This window comes from Nocardioides sp. NPDC000445, assembly GCF_040300245.1.
In the GTDB taxonomy this organism is placed as follows: domain Bacteria; phylum Actinomycetota; class Actinomycetes; order Propionibacteriales; family Nocardioidaceae; genus Nocardioides.
Map to the genome: position 1 here is coordinate 143,940 of NZ_JBEPDH010000010.1, position 15,748 is coordinate 159,687.

15 protein-coding genes are annotated in these 15,748 nt (G+C 69.8%); 11 read left to right on the forward strand and 4 right to left on the reverse strand.

The genetic code is table 11. The annotated features are described in order from the left end of the window. Positions 1 to 45: 45 nt before the first annotated feature. Positions 46 to 828 (reverse strand): DeoR/GlpR family DNA-binding transcription regulator, encoded by a 783-nt coding sequence (locus ABT304_RS15425; RefSeq protein WP_350716332.1) that lies wholly within the window; start codon positions 826 to 828, stop codon positions 46 to 48. Positions 829 to 1,126: 298 nt separating this feature from the next. On the opposite strand from ABT304_RS15425, the gene rplU reads away from it, so the two are divergent. Together rplU and rpmA are read left to right on the forward strand one after the other, a co-directional pair. Next, on the forward strand, positions 1,127 to 1,429 hold the full coding sequence (gene rplU / locus ABT304_RS15430) for a 50S ribosomal protein L21 (protein ID WP_160024636.1): 303 nt from the start codon (positions 1,127 to 1,129) through the stop codon (positions 1,427 to 1,429). A gap of 36 nt (positions 1,430 to 1,465) precedes the next feature. Next, entirely contained in the window at positions 1,466 to 1,723 is a 258-nt protein-coding gene (gene rpmA / locus ABT304_RS15435) for a 50S ribosomal protein L27 (RefSeq protein ID WP_141803598.1), read from the forward strand. 66 nt (positions 1,724 to 1,789) lie between these two features. Here rpmA and ABT304_RS15440 read toward each other — a convergent pair whose 3' ends face one another. Next, on the reverse strand, positions 1,790 to 2,644 hold the full coding sequence (locus ABT304_RS15440) for an LLM class flavin-dependent oxidoreductase (protein ID WP_350716334.1): 855 nt from the start codon (positions 2,642 to 2,644) through the stop codon (positions 1,790 to 1,792). A 151-nt stretch (positions 2,645 to 2,795) separates the two neighbouring features. On the opposite strand from ABT304_RS15440, the gene obgE reads away from it, so the two are divergent. The 3 genes from obgE (at position 2,796) to ABT304_RS15455 (ending at position 6,610) form a co-directional block, all read left to right on the forward strand. Further along, positions 2,796 to 4,346, forward strand: a complete 1,551-nt coding sequence (gene obgE, locus ABT304_RS15445) for a GTPase ObgE (RefSeq protein WP_350716336.1) — start codon at positions 2,796 to 2,798, stop codon at positions 4,344 to 4,346. Positions 4,347 to 4,443: 97 nt separating this feature from the next. Further along, complete coding sequence (gene proB / locus ABT304_RS15450) at positions 4,444 to 5,556, forward strand: glutamate 5-kinase (RefSeq protein WP_350716338.1); 1,113 nt, start codon at positions 4,444 to 4,446, stop codon at positions 5,554 to 5,556. A 79-nt stretch (positions 5,557 to 5,635) separates the two neighbouring features. Continuing rightward, positions 5,636 to 6,610, forward strand: coding sequence for an endonuclease/exonuclease/phosphatase family protein (locus tag ABT304_RS15455; protein WP_350716340.1), 975 nt, complete (start codon positions 5,636 to 5,638; stop codon positions 6,608 to 6,610). Positions 6,611 to 6,622: 12 nt separating this feature from the next. Here the strand turns inward: ABT304_RS15455 and ABT304_RS15460 are convergent, their stop codons facing one another. Beyond that, positions 6,623 to 7,162, reverse strand: a complete 540-nt coding sequence (locus tag ABT304_RS15460) for a GNAT family N-acetyltransferase (protein WP_350716342.1) — start codon at positions 7,160 to 7,162, stop codon at positions 6,623 to 6,625. A gap of 450 nt (positions 7,163 to 7,612) precedes the next feature. Here ABT304_RS15460 and ABT304_RS15465 point away from each other — a divergent pair, with 450 nt between their 5' ends. Both ABT304_RS15465 and ABT304_RS15470 read left to right on the forward strand, forming a co-directional pair. Further along, positions 7,613 to 8,884: an HNH endonuclease signature motif containing protein gene (locus tag ABT304_RS15465; RefSeq protein WP_350716344.1), complete on the forward strand. Its 1,272-nt coding sequence runs from the start codon at positions 7,613 to 7,615 to the stop codon at positions 8,882 to 8,884. Between the two features lie 647 nt (positions 8,885 to 9,531). After that, entirely contained in the window at positions 9,532 to 10,347 is an 816-nt protein-coding gene (locus ABT304_RS15470) for a phosphotransferase enzyme family protein (protein WP_350716345.1), read from the forward strand. A gap of 4 nt (positions 10,348 to 10,351) precedes the next feature. Here the strand turns inward: ABT304_RS15470 and ppk2 are convergent, their stop codons facing one another. Then, on the reverse strand, positions 10,352 to 11,242 hold the full coding sequence (gene ppk2 / locus ABT304_RS15475; RefSeq protein ID WP_350716347.1) for a polyphosphate kinase 2: 891 nt from the start codon (positions 11,240 to 11,242) through the stop codon (positions 10,352 to 10,354). A 109-nt stretch (positions 11,243 to 11,351) separates the two neighbouring features. On the opposite strand from ppk2, the gene ABT304_RS15480 reads away from it, so the two are divergent. Genes ABT304_RS15480 through ABT304_RS15495 form a run of 4 tightly spaced genes read left to right on the forward strand, consistent with a single transcriptional unit; the run spans position 11,352 to position 15,744 of the window. Next, the gene (locus tag ABT304_RS15480; protein ID WP_350716348.1) at positions 11,352 to 12,545 is read left to right on the forward strand and encodes a cysteine desulfurase family protein; all 1,194 of its coding nucleotides are present in this window, start codon (positions 11,352 to 11,354) and stop codon (positions 12,543 to 12,545) included. After that, positions 12,542 to 13,642, forward strand: a complete 1,101-nt coding sequence (gene mnmA, locus ABT304_RS15485; RefSeq protein ID WP_350716350.1) for a tRNA 2-thiouridine(34) synthase MnmA — start codon at positions 12,542 to 12,544, stop codon at positions 13,640 to 13,642. Before ABT304_RS15480 ends, mnmA begins: the two co-directional genes overlap by 4 nt. Continuing rightward, positions 13,639 to 14,637: a uroporphyrinogen decarboxylase/cobalamine-independent methonine synthase family protein gene (locus tag ABT304_RS15490; RefSeq protein WP_350716352.1), complete on the forward strand. Its 999-nt coding sequence runs from the start codon at positions 13,639 to 13,641 to the stop codon at positions 14,635 to 14,637. Before mnmA ends, ABT304_RS15490 begins: the two co-directional genes overlap by 4 nt. 9 nt (positions 14,638 to 14,646) lie before the next feature. After that, positions 14,647 to 15,744 (forward strand): hypothetical protein, encoded by a 1,098-nt coding sequence (locus ABT304_RS15495; protein WP_350716354.1) that lies wholly within the window; start codon positions 14,647 to 14,649, stop codon positions 15,742 to 15,744. Positions 15,745 to 15,748: the final 4 nt, after the last annotated feature.

Here is a 15,748-nt window from a genome sequence, read left to right on the forward strand (position 1 = left end):
CCTAGCCCGGTCGCTGCGCCCGAAGCGCCCGGTTGCCGCCCGATCTCAGGCCCGGATGACCCGGGGTCCGAGTGCCGAGAAACGGCGGGCCTCGGACGCCGGCAGCTCGGTGCCGGTGATGAGCAGCTCGAAGTCGCGTACGCCGGCGAAACGGCACAGGCTGGAGGCCCCGAACTTGGTGTGGGCGCCGAAGAAGATCCGCCGCCTGGAGCGTTCGATGGCGGTGCGTTTGACCGCGGCAACGGAGGGGTCCTGGGTGGTCAGACCCTGTTCGCGGGAGATCCCGTTGGCGCCGATGTAGGCCAGGTCGATCACCAGATCGGCGAGCATCCGGGTCGCCCACTGGTCCACGACGCCCCGGGTGATGGTGCGGACCCGCCCGCCCAGGATGATCACGGTGAGGTCCGGATCGGCGGAGAGACGGGTGGCCACCGGGAGCGAGGGGGTGATGATCGTCGCGGGCCCCTGGCCGAGCAGCTCCTCGGCGAGGAACTGCGGCATCGTGCCCTCGTCGATGTAGATCGTCTCCGCGCCGTGCCGGTGCTGGAGGGCGGCCCGGGCGATCCGGTGCTTCTCGTCGACGTCGCGGCCCGCGCGGAACTCGAGCGAGGTCTCGAAGCTGCCGCTCTCCAGGGCGACCGCGCCACCGTAGACCCGCTCCACGACACCGCGGTCGGCGAGCACCTTGAGGTCGCGCCGGATCGTCTCGACGCTCACCCCGAGATCGGGCGCGAGATCGGTCACCGACACCCGGCCGGTCGTACGTGCGCGCGCCAGGATCTCCTCCTGCCGGGCCTGGTTCGCGAGCGACGGTTCGGTCGACGTCATGGGCGCCATCATGCCCGGAATCGTGCCCGGTTCGTAGGGGTTGGGGCCGAACCGGGCGCCCGGTTGGTGCGATCGGGGCCTTCTGAGGCACCATGCCGCAGGCGCCCGTGGCGACGGTGTCGGGTGGACGGTGCCGCGGCGTTTTGCGGCTACCTCGTCGCGTACGTAAGATTGAATCTCGGCGTGCGCAGTGCGCCGTTCCTGCAGGCATCTGCTGGCACCTATCGCTTCGGGGTCCGGTCTGCCTTGCCGCGGGTCGACACAAGACTTTGAGTTCGGAGCAATGAAGGAGACCGCGGTGTACGCGATCGTGAAGGCTGGCAGCAAGCAGCAGAAGGTCGTTGTCGGCGACGTCATCGAGATCGACCGCCTCGACGGTGAGAACGGCTCGGCCGTCTCGCTGCCCGTGGTCCTCCTGGTCGACGGCGAGAACGTGACCTCGACCGGCCTCGACAAGGCTTCGGTTGCTGCTGAGATCGTCGGTGCCTCCAAGGGCCCGAAGATCATCATCCAGAAGTACAAGAACAAGACCGGCTACAAGAAGCGCCAGGGTCACCGTCAGAAGTACACCCAGGTCAAGGTCACCGCGATCAACGCCTGATTCCGGCGTTCTAGAGACACTTAAAGGACTGAGAAGATGGCACACAAGAAGGGTGCGGCAAGCACCAAGAACGGTCGCGACTCCAACGCACAGCGCCTCGGCGTGAAGCGCTTCGGCGGCCAGGTCGTCAGCGCCGGCGAGATCATCGTCCGCCAGCGTGGCACCCACTTCCACCCCGGCACCAACGTCGGCCGTGGCGGCGACGACACCCTGTTCGCCCTGCAGCCGGGCGCGGTCGAGTTCGGCAAGCGCCGCGGCCGCCGCGTGATCAACATCGTTCCGGCTGACGCCTGAGTCGATAGCACTTCTTCGAAAGGGCGCTCCCCGCTGGGGGAGCGCCCTTTCGGGTTTTGGGTTGTCTCAGAGCTCCGTCGCGCGCTGTGCGATCGCCTCGAAGGTGTCCCACGGGACCTCCCAGCGCGTACCCGGCCGCGGCCAGTGGAGGGCGATGTCGGTGATCCCGATCTCGGCGTAGGAGCTGACGAGGTCCTCGAACGCGTCGGCCGACTCGGTCCACGGCTCGTCGGTGAAGCCGGACATGAAGAGCTTCGGCATCACGTCGTAGTCTCGGCCCGACTTCTCGCAGGCCGTACGGAGCATGTCGAGCCGCTGGGCGACGTACGCCTTCGGGTCGTCGCTCTGCGGGTTGGCGATCCACCCGTCGCCAACCTCGGCGGCGAGCCGGATCCCGCGCGGGCCGTTGCCGGCCAGCCACAGCGGGGTGCGAGGCTGCTGCACCTGACCGGGGGAGACGGTCACCTCGTGGGTCTGCCAGTGCTCGCCGTCGATCGTCACCGGTGAGTCGCGCAGGAGCTGGTCGACCGTGCGGGTCCACTCCGCGAACCGGTCGGCGCGCTCGCGAGGCGTGAACTCCCGCCCGAGCACGTCCCCGTCGGAGGTGTGGTCGTCGCCGCCCGCGCCGATGCCGATCGTCACGCGGCCACCGGAGATCCGGTCGAGGCTGCGGATCGCGGCGGCGGTCGGGATCGGCGTACGGAAGTTCGGGGTGGTCACCAGCGTGCCCAGCCGGATCGTGGAGGTGAGCGCGGCCGCGGCCGCCATCGACGTGAACGCCTCGTCCCACGGGCTGTGTCCGCGCCAGGCCAGGTGGTCATAGACCCACGCCGTCTCGAACCCGAGCTGCTCGGCCTGGACCCAACGCTCGCCCATCGCCGGCCAGTCCTCGATCGGCCACATCACAGTTCCTACTCGCATGGGCTCAAACTTAGTGCCGAGTCGGCGCATCCGATCCCTCTCGCTCGCTTCGCTTCGCGAGACACGGGATCAGATGCGCCGACTCGGCAGGCCTGCGGGCGGGCGGATCGCGGATAGCAACTGTAGAGCGTGCCGTCGGTAGGCTGGAGCCATGGCTGTACCCACCTTCGTCGACCGCGTCACCCTCCACGTCGAGGCCGGTCGCGGCGGACACGGGGTGGCGTCGGTTCACCGCGAGAAGTTCAAGCCGCTCGGCGGTCCCGACGGCGGCAACGGCGGCCCGGGCGGATCGATCATCCTCCGCGTCGATCCCGACGTGACCACCCTGATCGACTACCACCACAGTCCCAAGCGCAAGGCCCCCAACGGCGGCCAGGGCGCCGGCGACCACAAGAACGGCGCCCACGGTGAGGACATGGTGCTTCCGGTCCCCGACGGCACCGTGGTGACCGACATGAGCGGCAACGTCCTGGCCGACCTGGTGGGCCCAGGCTCCGAGCTGGTCATCGCCGAGGGCGGCCGTGGCGGTCTCGGCAACGCGGCACTCGCCTCCTCCAAGCGCAAGGCTCCCGGCTTCGCGCTCCTCGGCGAGCCGGGCGAGGCGCGAGAGATCGGGCTGGAGCTCAAGGTCGTCGCCGACATCGGCCTGGTCGGGTTCCCGAGCGCCGGCAAGTCGTCGCTGATCGCGGCGATCTCGCGCGCCCGGCCGAAGATCGCCGACTACCCGTTCACGACCCTGGTGCCCAACCTCGGTGTCGTGAAGGGCGGCGAGATCACCTTCACCGTCGCCGACGTACCGGGCCTGATCGAGGGTGCCGCCGACGGTCGCGGCCTCGGTCACGAGTTCCTGCGCCACATCGAGCGCTGTGCCGCGCTCGTCCACGTCATCGACACCGCGAGCATCGAGCCGGGCCGCAACCCGATCGACGACCTCGACGTCATCGAGAACGAGCTCTCCCGCCACGGAGGCCTCGAGGACCGGCCCCGGCTGGTCGCGTTGAACAAGGTCGACGTCCCCGACGGCCGCGAGATCGCCGAGATGACCATCGGCGAGTTCGAGAAGCGCGGGATGAAGGTCTTCGAGATCTCCGCGGCCTCGGGTGAAGGCACCCAGCAGCTGATCTACGCGATGGCCGAACTGGTGGCCGCCTCGCGTAAGGACGTCCCGGTGGTCCCGCCGACGCGGATCGTGCTGCGCCCCGAGGGTGCCGAGGGCAAGAACGGCTTCACGGTCAAGGTGTCGAAGAACGGCGAATACCTCGTCCGTGGCCCGCAGCCCGAGCGCTGGGTTCGCCAGACCGACTTCGAGAACGAGGAGGCCGTGGGCTACCTCGCCGACCGCCTCAACCGGCTCGGCGTCGAGATGCGCCTGGTCGAGCTCGGGGCCCAGGAGGGCGATACCGTCATCATCGGCGACCCGGCCAACGCGGTCGTCTTCGACTTCCGCCCCTCGATCGAGACCGGTGCCGAGATGCTCGGCCGCCGCGGCGAGGACCAGCGCTTCTACGAGGAGCGCCCCGCTGCCGCCCGCCGGCGCGAGATCGACGCCGGGATGGAGACCAAGGAAGAGTACGAAGCCAGGGCCGACGTCGCCCGCCGGCTGCGCGACGGGGCCGGCCCGGTGGCGTACGAGATCGGCGGGGAGGACGACCCCGACCGCGACTGGGCCGAGAACGACCCGTCGGCGGAGTCGGAGCGGTAGCGCGCGCTCGACCAGCGGAAACGTGCGCTTCGTCCGGCGCGAGCGCCGGTAGGATCCGGCGCAGCGAAGTGTGAAGGCTGACGTACGAGGGGGATCGGTGCAGCGCGAGGTCGTGACCGGGGCACGCCGGGTGGTGGTCAAGGTCGGGTCATCGTCGCTGACCACGGCTGCGGGAGGCATCGACCCGGCCCGGGTCAGCGCGCTGGTCGACGTACTCGCCAAGACCCGCGCCACCGGGGCGGAGGTCGTGCTGGTCTCCTCGGGTGCGATCGCGGCCGGACTGTCGCCGTTGGGGCTGGCCAAGCGTCCGCGGGCGCTGGCCAAGCAGCAGGCGGCGGCGAGCGTGGGGCAGGGGCTGCTCGTTCACCGCTACACCGACGAGCTCGCCCGGCACGGCATCATCGCAGGTCAGGTGCTGCTCACAGTCGATGACCTGAACCGGCGGGCCCACTATCGCAATGCCGACGCGACGCTGTCGAAGCTGCTCGACCTGGGTGTGCTCCCGATCGTCAACGAGAACGACACCGTGGCCACCTCCGAGATCCGGTTCGGCGACAACGACCGGCTCGCGGCGCTGGTGGCCCACCTGGTCAAGGCCGACCTGCTGGTGCTGCTCAGCGACGTCGATGCGCTCTACGACGCGCCGCCGTCCCAGCCCGGCTCGCAGCGGATCGACGAGGTCGCCTCGCTGGCCGATCTCGACGGCGTGACCATCGGCAAGGCCGGCGCCGCCGGGGTCGGCACCGGGGGGATGGTGACCAAGCTGGAGGCCGCCCGGATCGCCGTCGACGACGGGGTCCCGGTCGTGCTGACCTCTGCCGCTCAGGCAGAGGCCGCGCTCGCGGGCGAGCCGGTCGGCACCCTGTTCCATTCCGTCGGCAAGCGGCGCCCGGCGCGGCTGCTGTGGCTTCAGCACGCCACCGAGCCGGTCGGCTCGATCACCGTCGACGCCGGGGCGGTCGCCGCGATCAGTCGCCGTGGTGCCTCGTTGCTCGCCGCGGGGGTCACCGGCTCCTCCGGCGCGTTCCATGCCGGTGACCCGGTCGACGTCCTCGACCCGTCGGGCGTGGCCGTCGCGCGCGGCCTGGTGAACTACGACGCCGACGAGATCCCGCGGCTGGCCGGGCGATCCTCGGGTTATCTCGAAGCCAATCTCGGGGCTGCGTACGCTCGGGAGGTCATCCACCGCGACGACCTGGTCGTCCTATGAGCGAGCGCCAGCGAGCGACCGTCGAGCCCTTCACGCGGCTGGCTCCGTACTCTGGCGCTTGCGCTACGGAGGTGGCGGCGTGAGCCGAGCTCGGTGGGTGCCGCTGGCGCTGGCGTGGGGAGTGCTCGTCCTCTGTGGCCTGCCGGCGCTGGCGATCACGTTCTCCCGGGCGCTGGCGAGCACGGACCTGCGGGCGGTGCGTCTGGCCGCGTTCGCGCCCTTCGGCGTCGGGATGTACGCCCTGTGCCTGGTCGCGGTCCTGGTCCTGGTCTGGCTGGCCAGCGGCCCCGGGCGGATCCGGCTCGCGGTCGTCGCCGGGGTCGTCGCGCTGCTGTTGGCGGTGCACGTGGCCTGGCAGGCGCCGCTCTACGCGGGGTCCCGCGCGACCAGCGCCGGTGAGCCGCTGACCGTGATGACCACCAACCTCCTCGAGGGCAAGGGCGACACCGACGTCGTGGTCGAGACGGTGCGTGCGCACAAGGTCGACGTGCTCGCCATCCAGGAGATCACCCCGGAGGCGTTCGCGAAGCTGTCGAGGACGCTGCGCGACCAGCTGCCCTACTGGATCGGCGAGGCCGCCCCCGGCACCGCGGGCACGATGATCTTCGCCGACCAGCCGATCACCAAGTCGCGCCGGATCGCGACGGAGATGGGATCGTGGGTCGCCGACGTGGGGGAGCGGCGGGTCGTCGTCGCGCATCCGGCGCCGCCCACGCTCGCATCCTGGCCGGCCGAGCAGGAGCTGATGATCGAGGAGGCGGCCGCGGAGAAGCCCGACCTGGTCCTGGGCGACCTGAACGCCTCGCTCGACCACCACACGGTCCGCCGGCTGCTCGACGACGCAGACCTGCAGGACGCGGCCCGGGCCAGCAACGCCGGATGGCAGCCGACCTGGCCGACCGAGGGGTTCGCCGGCGTACCTCTTCCGCCGTCGACCGCGATCGACCACGTCCTGATCGGGGATGACCTGGTCGCGCTGGCGACGGAGACGGTCGAGGTGCCAGGCTCCGACCACCTGGCGCTGGTCGCCTACCTCGGAACTCCCGAGGAGTGAGGCTCCGCCGGGCTAGCTGCTCTTGAGCACCCCGAACCACTGCTCGGCACCGAAGCCCAGGAACCGCTCCACCTCGACGAACCCGAGCCTGCGGGCCAGGCGCAGGGAGCGCTCGTTGGCGACCTGGGTGGTGAGCACGACCGGCTCGCCTGGGAGCGTCTTCTCGATCCAGCCGAGCGCGGCTCTGGTCGCTTCTGTCGCGATGCCCGCGCCCCACGATGTCCTAAGAAACTCATAGCCGAGCTCGACCTCGTCGCCCTCCTCGCGTACGTGGTGCGCCCACGCCCGATCGCGGCGCTGGACCGTGATCCTTCCGATGAACTCGCCCTCGTGCTCGACGGCGAAGATTCCGGGCCTGGTGTTCGGATCCTCCGGGATCAGCTCTTCCAGCTCTTCTCGGGTGTGCTGCGGGCCGCCGAGGTACGCCTGCACTCGCTCATCCGAGAGGAGCTCTACCAGTCCCGGTCTGTCCTCGGGTTTGGTGTGTCGGAGGATCAGGCGCTCGGTGTGGATCGGCGCTGGGGGCCAGGGGACGTCGCCGAGGGGTTTCATGCCTTTGGACGGTAGCTGGGTTCGGGGTTGGGCAGGTTCTTTTTGGGGTACGTGGGTGGTTCTGGTTCGTGGGGTGCTGTGTTTTCGGGGTTGGGGTGGGCCGCCGACCCGTTCTTGGAGGGTCTTCTCGATCTGGACCGGCGTCAAGGACGCCCTTCGGGCGCCGGCTTCGCCGGCCGCCTTCGGCGGTCCTGGACCCCGGACCAGATCGAGAAAAGATTTGGCTGGCTATCGGGGCGGCGGCCCGGGTGTGGCGCAGCGGAATCTTGCTTGGGACGGGTGAGGTTGATGGGGTGGGAGGGTGGCCCTTCGGGCCACTTACCATCCACAGATACGAGATCGTTCGATCACCGCGAAAACGGGCTTTGATCAGGGAAAATAGGTAGCCAGACCGGGATGGTGAGCGTAGAATCAGACCCATCACAGCACACCTCCGAGGAGAGGACAGCGATGAGTCTCGGCCGCTCGATCGACCACTGGGGCACCAACCCCGGCGACGCGATCGACGCTGCCCTGGCCGCCATCGAGACCGCCCTCCACGACCTCCTCGCCACCGATCCCGCCTACTGGCGCACGGACCAGAAGAAGGACCTCCTCGAGCGGCTGGAGAAACTCCAAGCCCAACAAGCGGCATTGAAGCTGCGAGTGCTCGCATCTGCTGGCGACATCGCTGAGGAGACCGGCGCGAAAGACGCCTCCGGGTGGATGCGGACCGAACTGCTCGTCGACAAGGGCGTGGCTCGCTCCCAGATCAAACTCGCGGCTGCAGTGACCAAGTACGACCTCGTCGCTGACGGCCTCGCCGAAGGTGTCGTGTCTCAGGACAAAGCGCGGGTGATCACCCAAGCCCTCGATGCCATCGAGGCCGACCCCGCCGCCAGCGGTGAGGACCTGGTCCTGGCCGAGAAGCTCTTGGCTGACTACGCCACCAGCCTGACGGCGAACGAGTTGAAGATCGTCGGACGACGGATCCTCGCCGAGATCGACCCGGAACGTTTCGAGCAGGCCGAAGCCAAGGCGCTCCAGCGCGAAGAGGAGCACGCCCAACGGCGTACCTTCTTCTCCTCCCGTGACAACGGCGACGGCACCATCGACATCCACGCCCGGGTCTCCCGTGCGATCGGGATGCGGCTGCGGACCCTGTTGGACTCGCTGGCCCAGCCGAGGAAGCTCTCGGCCGAGGACAAGGGCCGCAAAGCGCCCTACGACCGGCTGCTGGGCCAGGCGTTCGCCCGGGTCATCGAGACCTACGACGTCAACAACCTGCCCCGCCACGGTGGCCACGGCACCACGGTGTTCATCACCATGAGCCTCGAGGACCTCCGCAAGGACCTCGGCACCGCCGCCCTCGGGTTCGACGGGGAGCAGATCACCGCCGCCGAAGCCCGGAGGATGGCCTGCAACGCAGATATCGTCCCGGTGGTGTTGGGCACCGACTCCGAGATCCTCGACCTCGGCCGCACCGCCCGGTTGGCGTACCCGGTCCAACATCGAGCGCTCCGGTTACGGGACAAGTGTTGCCAGGCCAAAGACTGTGACGCGCCAGCGGTGTGGACCGAGGCGCATCACTTGAAACCGTGGTCCGAGGGTGGAAAGACCGACATGGCGAACATGGTCTTGTTGTGTGCGAGTGATCATCGCCGGATCCATGATCCCGACTACGTCTATGAGCGGCTCCCGGATGGGCGGATCCGGTTCGCCAGGCGCACCCGAACCGACTGATCCCCGGGCTGGCCTGCGTGGCCGTGCCCGTGCTCATCCGGGCCCACGATGGGTCGATCGCTGAACTGCGTCCTCACCCACCGTCCTGTCGTGCCATTCCCGCCGGCTGGCGAACCTGCCGATGCTCTGCGGCGGGCAGTGCTGGTCCGGCCGGCGCTGCAGTTGGCGGTGCTGCAAGTCCGCGGCGTATCAATCGCCACCTGATGACCCTGCTCGCCCGCCCAGGCGACCCGCCTGAAACGGGCATGGCCAGTAGCCAGCTGAAGCAGCAGCGTCCGCCCTACGCGTCGCGTCGTCATAACCCATGATCCTGGACACCTTGTGAAGCGTTCACAAGGTGTCATCGTCTTGTAAGAGCACGAGGAGGCCTCCGGTCTCGAGGACTCACCAACGCCGGTCCCCGAGCGTGTACGCAACCCATGAATTCGCGCCACACCCCGCCGCCGACCCGATAGCCAGCCAAAATTCGGCGGAGCCCGGTGTCAAGGACCGCGAAGCGGCCGGCGAAGCCGGCGGCCGAAGGCCGTCCTTTACTCCGGGAACCGGCGAGAACACCCTCCGTAACGGGTCGGCGGCCATCAGCCCATCGAGATCGAGCACCACGCGACACCTCATAACGACCAGACCCGCCTGCTTGACTTCGACCCATGACCGAAGCCGAAGAGCTGCCGAAGATCAGCATGCTCTGGGAGTCGGCCGACCCAGGAGCCACGCTCATCGAGCGGTTCGGTTTCGCCTCCGCAACCGAGGCGGTGGACTGGGTGACCGGCGTACTGGCCGAGCACTGGGGGCTGAGGGTGGCCGCGTGCGAGCGGTTGGTGATCAGTGATGCCAACTGTCTGGCGTGGCTCGTCGTCGACGGCTCTCGGATGATCGCCAAGTGGTCGATGCGTCCGGGCGTGTTCGCGCGCTTGGCGGCGATCGCTCGGCTCACGGTGTGGCTGGGCGAGCGTGGGATACCTGTGTCGATGCCGCAGGCGGCTCGGGACGGCAGGGTCCAGGTGGAGGTCGACGGGTTCTCGCTCGGGCTTCAGCGGGTGGTCGATGGGGAGCTGTTGGACGTCACCGATCCCGTCCAGATCCGGGCTGCGGGTGAGATGCTCGCGAGGATGCATGCCGCGATGGCCGACTACCCGGAGCGGATCCCTACCGATGAGCCGCTGGCACACGCGGCCCAGCTGGTCGGCAACGACTTCAGGTCGGCGAACATCCTCTGGTCAGGCGGCAAGATTGCCGCGGTCCTGGACCTGGAGGAGGCGAGCTACCGTCGCCGGATCGATGACCTCGCCCAGGCCGCCGTCCTGCTCGGAACTCGCTACCACGACTGGGAGCCGACACCGGTCGACGTGCGGGAAGCGTTCGTCGCGGCGTACGCATCGGTTCTTCCGCTGAGGAGGGACGGCTCGACTGCGCTCGACGATGCGATCGAGGCTCACCTGAGACGGATCCCGTGGCCGGGCTGATCCATCAGTCGCCGACGGCGTCGATGCCTCGCTGGACGATGAGGGGGTCGGGGGTGCCGACGACCTCGGGGTCCTTCTCGTCGTAGTCGTGGTGGGCTAGGAAGTAGCGCATCGCGTTGAGGCGGGCGCGCTTCTTGTCGTTGGAACGGATCGTGGTCCAGGGCGCCCAGTCGGTGTCGGTGCGGCGGAACATCTCCTTCTTGGCCGCCGTGTAGGAGTCCCACTTGTCCAGCGACTGCACGTCGATCGGGGAGAGCTTCCACTGCCGTACCGGGTCGATCTGGCGGATGATGAAGCGGGTCCGCTGCTCCGAGCGTCCCACCGAGAACCAGAACTTCGTGAGCGTGATGCCGGAGTCGACGAGCATCTGCTCGAAGAGCGGCACCTGGTGCATGAACTGCTCGTACTGGTCGTCGGAGGCGAAGCCCATGACGCGCTCGACGCCGGCGCGGTTGTACCAGGAGCGGTCGAAGAGGACCATCTCGCCGGCGGTGGGCAGGTGCTGGACGTACCGCTGGAAGAACCACTGCTGCGACTCCCGGTCCGACGGCTTGGACAGCGCGACCGTGCGGGCGTAGCGGGGATTGAGGTGCTCCATGAACCGCTTGATCGTGCCACCCTTGCCGGCCGCGTCCCGGCCTTCGAAGATCAGCACGTGCTTGCCGCCGACGCGGTCGTTCCAGCGCTGGAACTTCAGTAGCTCGACCTGGAGGAGGTACTTCTGCTCGTCGTAGACCTCGCGGGCGATCCGCTCGGTGTAGGGATAGTTCTCGCGCCAGGTGTCGACGGCCTTGCCGGCCGGGTCCAGGAGTACGGGGTCGTCATCGTGATCCTCGCCGATCGTGTGACCCTCGGTGATCAGGTTGTCGATGTATTCGCGGAATCCCTGGGACATGGCACGAACCTAGAGATCCGAGGTGAACGTCAGGTAGCGCGGCAGCTCGCCCGGGACCGTCGACGGCGGTTCGTGGAGCACACCCGCTGCGCCGTACCCTTGGTAGACGATGAACCCCCGGACCGTCTATCTGGACCACGCCGCCACCACGCCCATGGCCTCGGCGGCGATCGAGGCGATGACCGCGGAGCTGGCACTGGTCGGCAACGCGAGCTCGCTGCACGCATCGGGCCGCCGTGCCCGCCGGGTGCTGGAGGAGTCCCGAGAACGGATCGCGGCGGCGCTCGGGTCCCGGCCGGGTGAGGTCGTCTTCACCTCCGGTGGCACCGAGGCGGACAACCTCGCGCTCAAGGGGGCCTACTGGGCCCGCCGCGGCCAGGACCCGGCCCGCACCCGCATCCTGGCCTCCACCGTCGAGCACCACGCCGTTCTCGACCCGCTGCACTGGCTGGAGTCGACCGAGGGAGCTCAGGTCGAGCTCATCCCGTGCGACGCGACCGGCCGCATCGACCTCGCCGCGATGCAGGAGGCCATCGAGCGCGATCCCGCGTCGGTGGCGCTCATCTCGGTGATGTGGGCCAACAACGAGGTCGGCACGCTGCAGCCCGTGGCCGACATCGCCGCGATCGCCGCCGAGTACGGCATCCCGGTCCACTCCGACGCCGTCCAGGCGGTCGGCGCGGTGCCGGTCGACTTCGCGACCAGCGGCGTCGACGCGCTCTCCCTGACCGGCCACAAGCTCGGTGGCCCGGTGGGCGCCGGTGCGCTCGTCGTGCGCCGTGAGCTCGAGCTGACCGCACTGGTCCACGGGGGCGGCCAGGAGCGAGACGTACGCAGCGGCACCCACGCCACCGCGGCCATCGTCGGCTTCGCGGCCGCCGTCGAGCTCGCGGTCAAGGAGCAGGAGGCGTACGCGACCAGGGTCGGCGCTCTGCGCGACCAGTTGGTCGAGCAGGTGCTGGCGGTCGTTCCGGACTCCCACCTCAACGGTCCTGCCCTCGCGCCGCTGGGCCGCCACCGGCTGCCCAACAATGCCCAGATCGCTTTCCCCGGGTGCGAGGGCGACTCGCTGCTGATGCTGCTCGACGCCGCCGGGGTCGAGTGCTCGACCGGTGCGGCCTGCTCGGCCGGCGTACCTCAGGCCTCGCACGTGCTCCTGGCCATGGGCCAGTCGGACGAGCAGGCGCGCTCCTCGCTGCGCTTCTCGCTCGGCCACACCACGACGGCCGAGGACGTGGACCGGCTGGTCGCGGCCATCGGGCCTGCGGTCGAGCGCGGCCGGGCTGCGGGGTTGCAGCGATGAGAGTGGTCGCCGCCATGTCCGGGGGAGTGGACTCGGCCGTCGCCGCCGCCCGCGCCAAGGAGGCCGGCCACGACGTCACCGGCGTCCACCTGGCGCTCTCGCGCAACCCGGCCTCCTACCGCTCGGGCGCACGCGGGTGCTGCACGATCGAGGACTCCAACGACGCCCGCCGCGCCGCCGACGTGATCGGCATCCCGTTCTACGTCTGGGACCTCTCCGACCGCTTCCACGAGGACGTGGTCGAGGACTTCATGTCGGAGTACGCCGAGGGGCGCACCCCCAACCCGTGCCTGCGCTGCAACGAGAAGATCAAGTTCGCCGCCGTGCTGGACCGGGCGCTCGCGCTCGGCTTCGACGCGGTCGCGACGGGCCACTACGCGACGCTGCGGACGGGTGACGACGGGCTCGTCGAGCTGCACCGCGCCGTCGACGCCGGCAAGGACCAGTCCTACGTGCTCGGCGTGCTCGACCAGGCCCAGCTCGAGCACTCGCTGTTCCCGCTCGGCGACACCCCCAAGCCGCTGGTGCGTGAGGAGGCCGCTCGCCGTGGCCTGCTCGTCGCCGACAAGCCGGACTCCCATGACATCTGCTTCGTCGCCGACGGCGACAACGCCGGCTGGCTGCGCGAGAAGCTGGGCGACCGGGCCCCCAACGAGTCCGGGCCCATCGTCGACGAGACCGGTGAGGTCCTGGGCGAGCACCAGGGGACGTACGCCTACACGATCGGGCAGCGCAAGGGCCTACGCCTCGGCAAGCCCGCGCCCGACGGGAAGCCGCGGTTCGTGCTCGACATCGAGCCGGTCTCCGGGACGGTCACGGTGGGGCCCCGGGAGCACCTGGCCGTCGACGGCCTCTCCGGGATCCGGCCGCGGTGGGCCGGACGCGAACCCGAGGGCGTCCTCGAGGGCACCGTCCAGCTGCGCGCACACGGCGACGAGCACCGGGCCCGGGTGACCGTGGTCCCCGAGGGAGCCGAGATCGAGCTGCTCGACCCCGCCTACGGCATCGCGCCGGGACAGGCCGCGGTCATCTACGACGGCACCCGCGTCGTCGGCTCGGTCACCATCTCCAACACCCGCCGGGTGGCTCTCGCGTGAGGGCTACCGGAGTCGGGTCGCTGCCTGGTGAGGACTACGCAGAGGCCTGTCGCGTCGTGCTCGGCGAGCTCACCGACCTGCCGCACCTTCCCGAGCTGCCCGCGCGTGGCGCGATCGCGAACATGACCGGCCGGGCGCTGGCGGTCCTCGAAGGGCTCGACGCCGACCTGCAGCCCGCGGGCTGGCGCCTGACCGGCACCTCCGGCTCCGCCGGGGTCGACCACCGGCGCGCCCGCAGCCTGCTCGCCCAGGACCTCGACGTCATCGAGGAGCTGGTCCAGGACTCTCCGCTCACCTCCGGCGGCGGCGCGTTCAAGATCCAGGTCGCCGGACCCTGGACCCTCGCCGCCACCGTCGAGCGGCCGCGCGGTGACAAGCTTCTCGCCGACCACGGCGCCCGGCGTGATCTGGCGCAGGCGTTGGCCGACGGCGTACGCACCCACATCCGTGACGTACGCCGCCGCCTCCCGGGTGCGGACACGCTGGTCGTCCAGGTCGACGAGCCGGCGCTGAGCGCTGTGCTCAACGCCCAGGTGCCGACCGCCTCCGGGTTCGGCAAGCACCGCAGCATCGACTTCCCCGAGGCCTCCCAGGCGCTGGAGTGGGTGCTCGGCGCGATCACCGAGGAGGGCGCGATCCCGTGGGTGCACTCCTGCGCACCCGGGACCCCGCTGGACCTGCTCCGCAAGGCCGGCGCGAAGGGGATCAGCGTCGACCTGACCCAGCTCACCGCCGCCGACCACGACCACCTGGCCACGGCCCTGGAGGCGGGCGACACGGTCGCGCTCGGCGTGGTCCCCGCGATCTCTCCGGCGGGCCCCGCGCCCACCGACAAGTCGGTCACCGAGACCGTGGAGCGGTGGCTCGACATGCTCGGGCTGGATGCTGCACACGACATCGTGCTGACGCCCGCATGCGGCCTCGCCGGCGCCGACGGACGATGGGCTCGCACCGTCCTGCGAATCCTCACCGAAAGCGCGCGTCACCTGGCGTAGGGTCCCCTCATGCAAAAATGGGGGACGGCACTTCTGGCCGCGGCTCTTCTGCTCGCCGGCTGTGGCAACGAGGCCCGTCAGGCAGACGACGCGGGCGAGAAGCCCAGACCGACGCAGACAGCGAGCATCGACCCGGCCGATCTGCGGCCAGGTGACCAGCCCGCGACGCCCGAGGCGATCGCGGCGATCACGCTCCAGCGCGTGCCCGTCCAGCCGGAGGAGTTCGAGGGCGGCGACCTCTACTTCGAGCAGGACGAGGTCGGCGCCGTGCTCCTGTGGGAAGACGACCACTCGCTGGAGGTCAAGGCCGGCCCGGTCGACGACGACCTGCTCTCGACCTGGTGTCACGACGGCATGTCCGGCTGTGTCGAGGTGAAGGCCGAGACCGGCACGGCGACCGTCGCCTGGGACGTCGCCACCGACGACGGCACTCCCGGTCAGCTGATGGTCTCCCACACGTCCGGGGGAGAGGAGCGCCGGGCCGCGTACGTCGGCGAGAAGATCACCGGCGACCCCCGCAAGCTCGATCTCGAGGTGAACGTGGACGATCTCATCGCCCTGGTCACCGACCCGCGCCTCGGCACGAAGACGACCATGAAGATGACGAAGGCGCAGGTCAGTGGCTTTCCCTCGGAAGGCGCCAACGGTACCGACGAGGTCGCGCTGACCGCCGGCGCGATCGCGGCGGGACTGCTCGAGACCAAGGCGTACGCCGACGTCGACTCCTTCGAGAAGGCCGACGTCGCGGGCTACGGCAAGGGTGCCTTCGGCGTCGTCGGCACCACCCCTGGCGGCGGCACGATCACCGCGGTCCATGCTCCGAACCTGCCCGCCGGGAAGCGGAAGTGCCCGACGACCCTCACCTGCTCCAAGGGCGACACCGACGGCTACGACGGCTGGACCGACGGGTCGGCCGAGACCGTGCGCTGCCATGAGGCGGAGGGGGACTTCCCGGCCTTCTGCGCGGTCGTACGCGAGCAGGCGCCCGCACCGTTCCCCGGTGACGACCTCGACCCGGTCCTGTCCGGGCTCGAGGTGGCGCTGGGGACGCTGTGGCCGACGGTTGCGGCCGAGACCGCCAGCCGAGGGGAGTCGCTGGTCGACTGAGCGC

What these genes read in the sequence shown, in the direction of transcription:
- ppk2 (WP_350716347.1), bottom strand. Translation starts at nt 11,242, where the DNA reads ATGTCCCAGGGATTCCGCGAATACATCGACAACCTGATCACCGAGGGT.
- mnmA (WP_350716350.1), top strand. Translation starts at nt 12,542, where the DNA reads ATGAGAGTGGTCGCCGCCATGTCCGGGGGAGTGGACTCGGCCGTCGCC.
- ABT304_RS15470 (WP_350716345.1), top strand. Translation starts at nt 9,532, where the DNA reads ATGACCGAAGCCGAAGAGCTGCCGAAGATCAGCATGCTCTGGGAGTCG.
- obgE (WP_350716336.1), top strand. Translation starts at nt 2,796, where the DNA reads ATGGCTGTACCCACCTTCGTCGACCGCGTCACCCTCCACGTCGAGGCC.
- ABT304_RS15440 (WP_350716334.1), bottom strand. Translation starts at nt 2,644, where the DNA reads ATGCGAGTAGGAACTGTGATGTGGCCGATCGAGGACTGGCCGGCGATG.
- ABT304_RS15460 (WP_350716342.1), bottom strand. Translation starts at nt 7,162, where the DNA reads ATGAAACCCCTCGGCGACGTCCCCTGGCCCCCAGCGCCGATCCACACC.
- rpmA (WP_141803598.1), top strand. Translation starts at nt 1,466, where the DNA reads ATGGCACACAAGAAGGGTGCGGCAAGCACCAAGAACGGTCGCGACTCC.
- ABT304_RS15465 (WP_350716344.1), top strand. Translation starts at nt 7,613, where the DNA reads ATGAGTCTCGGCCGCTCGATCGACCACTGGGGCACCAACCCCGGCGAC.
- ABT304_RS15480 (WP_350716348.1), top strand. Translation starts at nt 11,352, where the DNA reads ATGAACCCCCGGACCGTCTATCTGGACCACGCCGCCACCACGCCCATG.
- ABT304_RS15425 (WP_350716332.1), bottom strand. Translation starts at nt 828, where the DNA reads ATGACGTCGACCGAACCGTCGCTCGCGAACCAGGCCCGGCAGGAGGAG.
- ABT304_RS15495 (WP_350716354.1), top strand. Translation starts at nt 14,647, where the DNA reads ATGCAAAAATGGGGGACGGCACTTCTGGCCGCGGCTCTTCTGCTCGCC.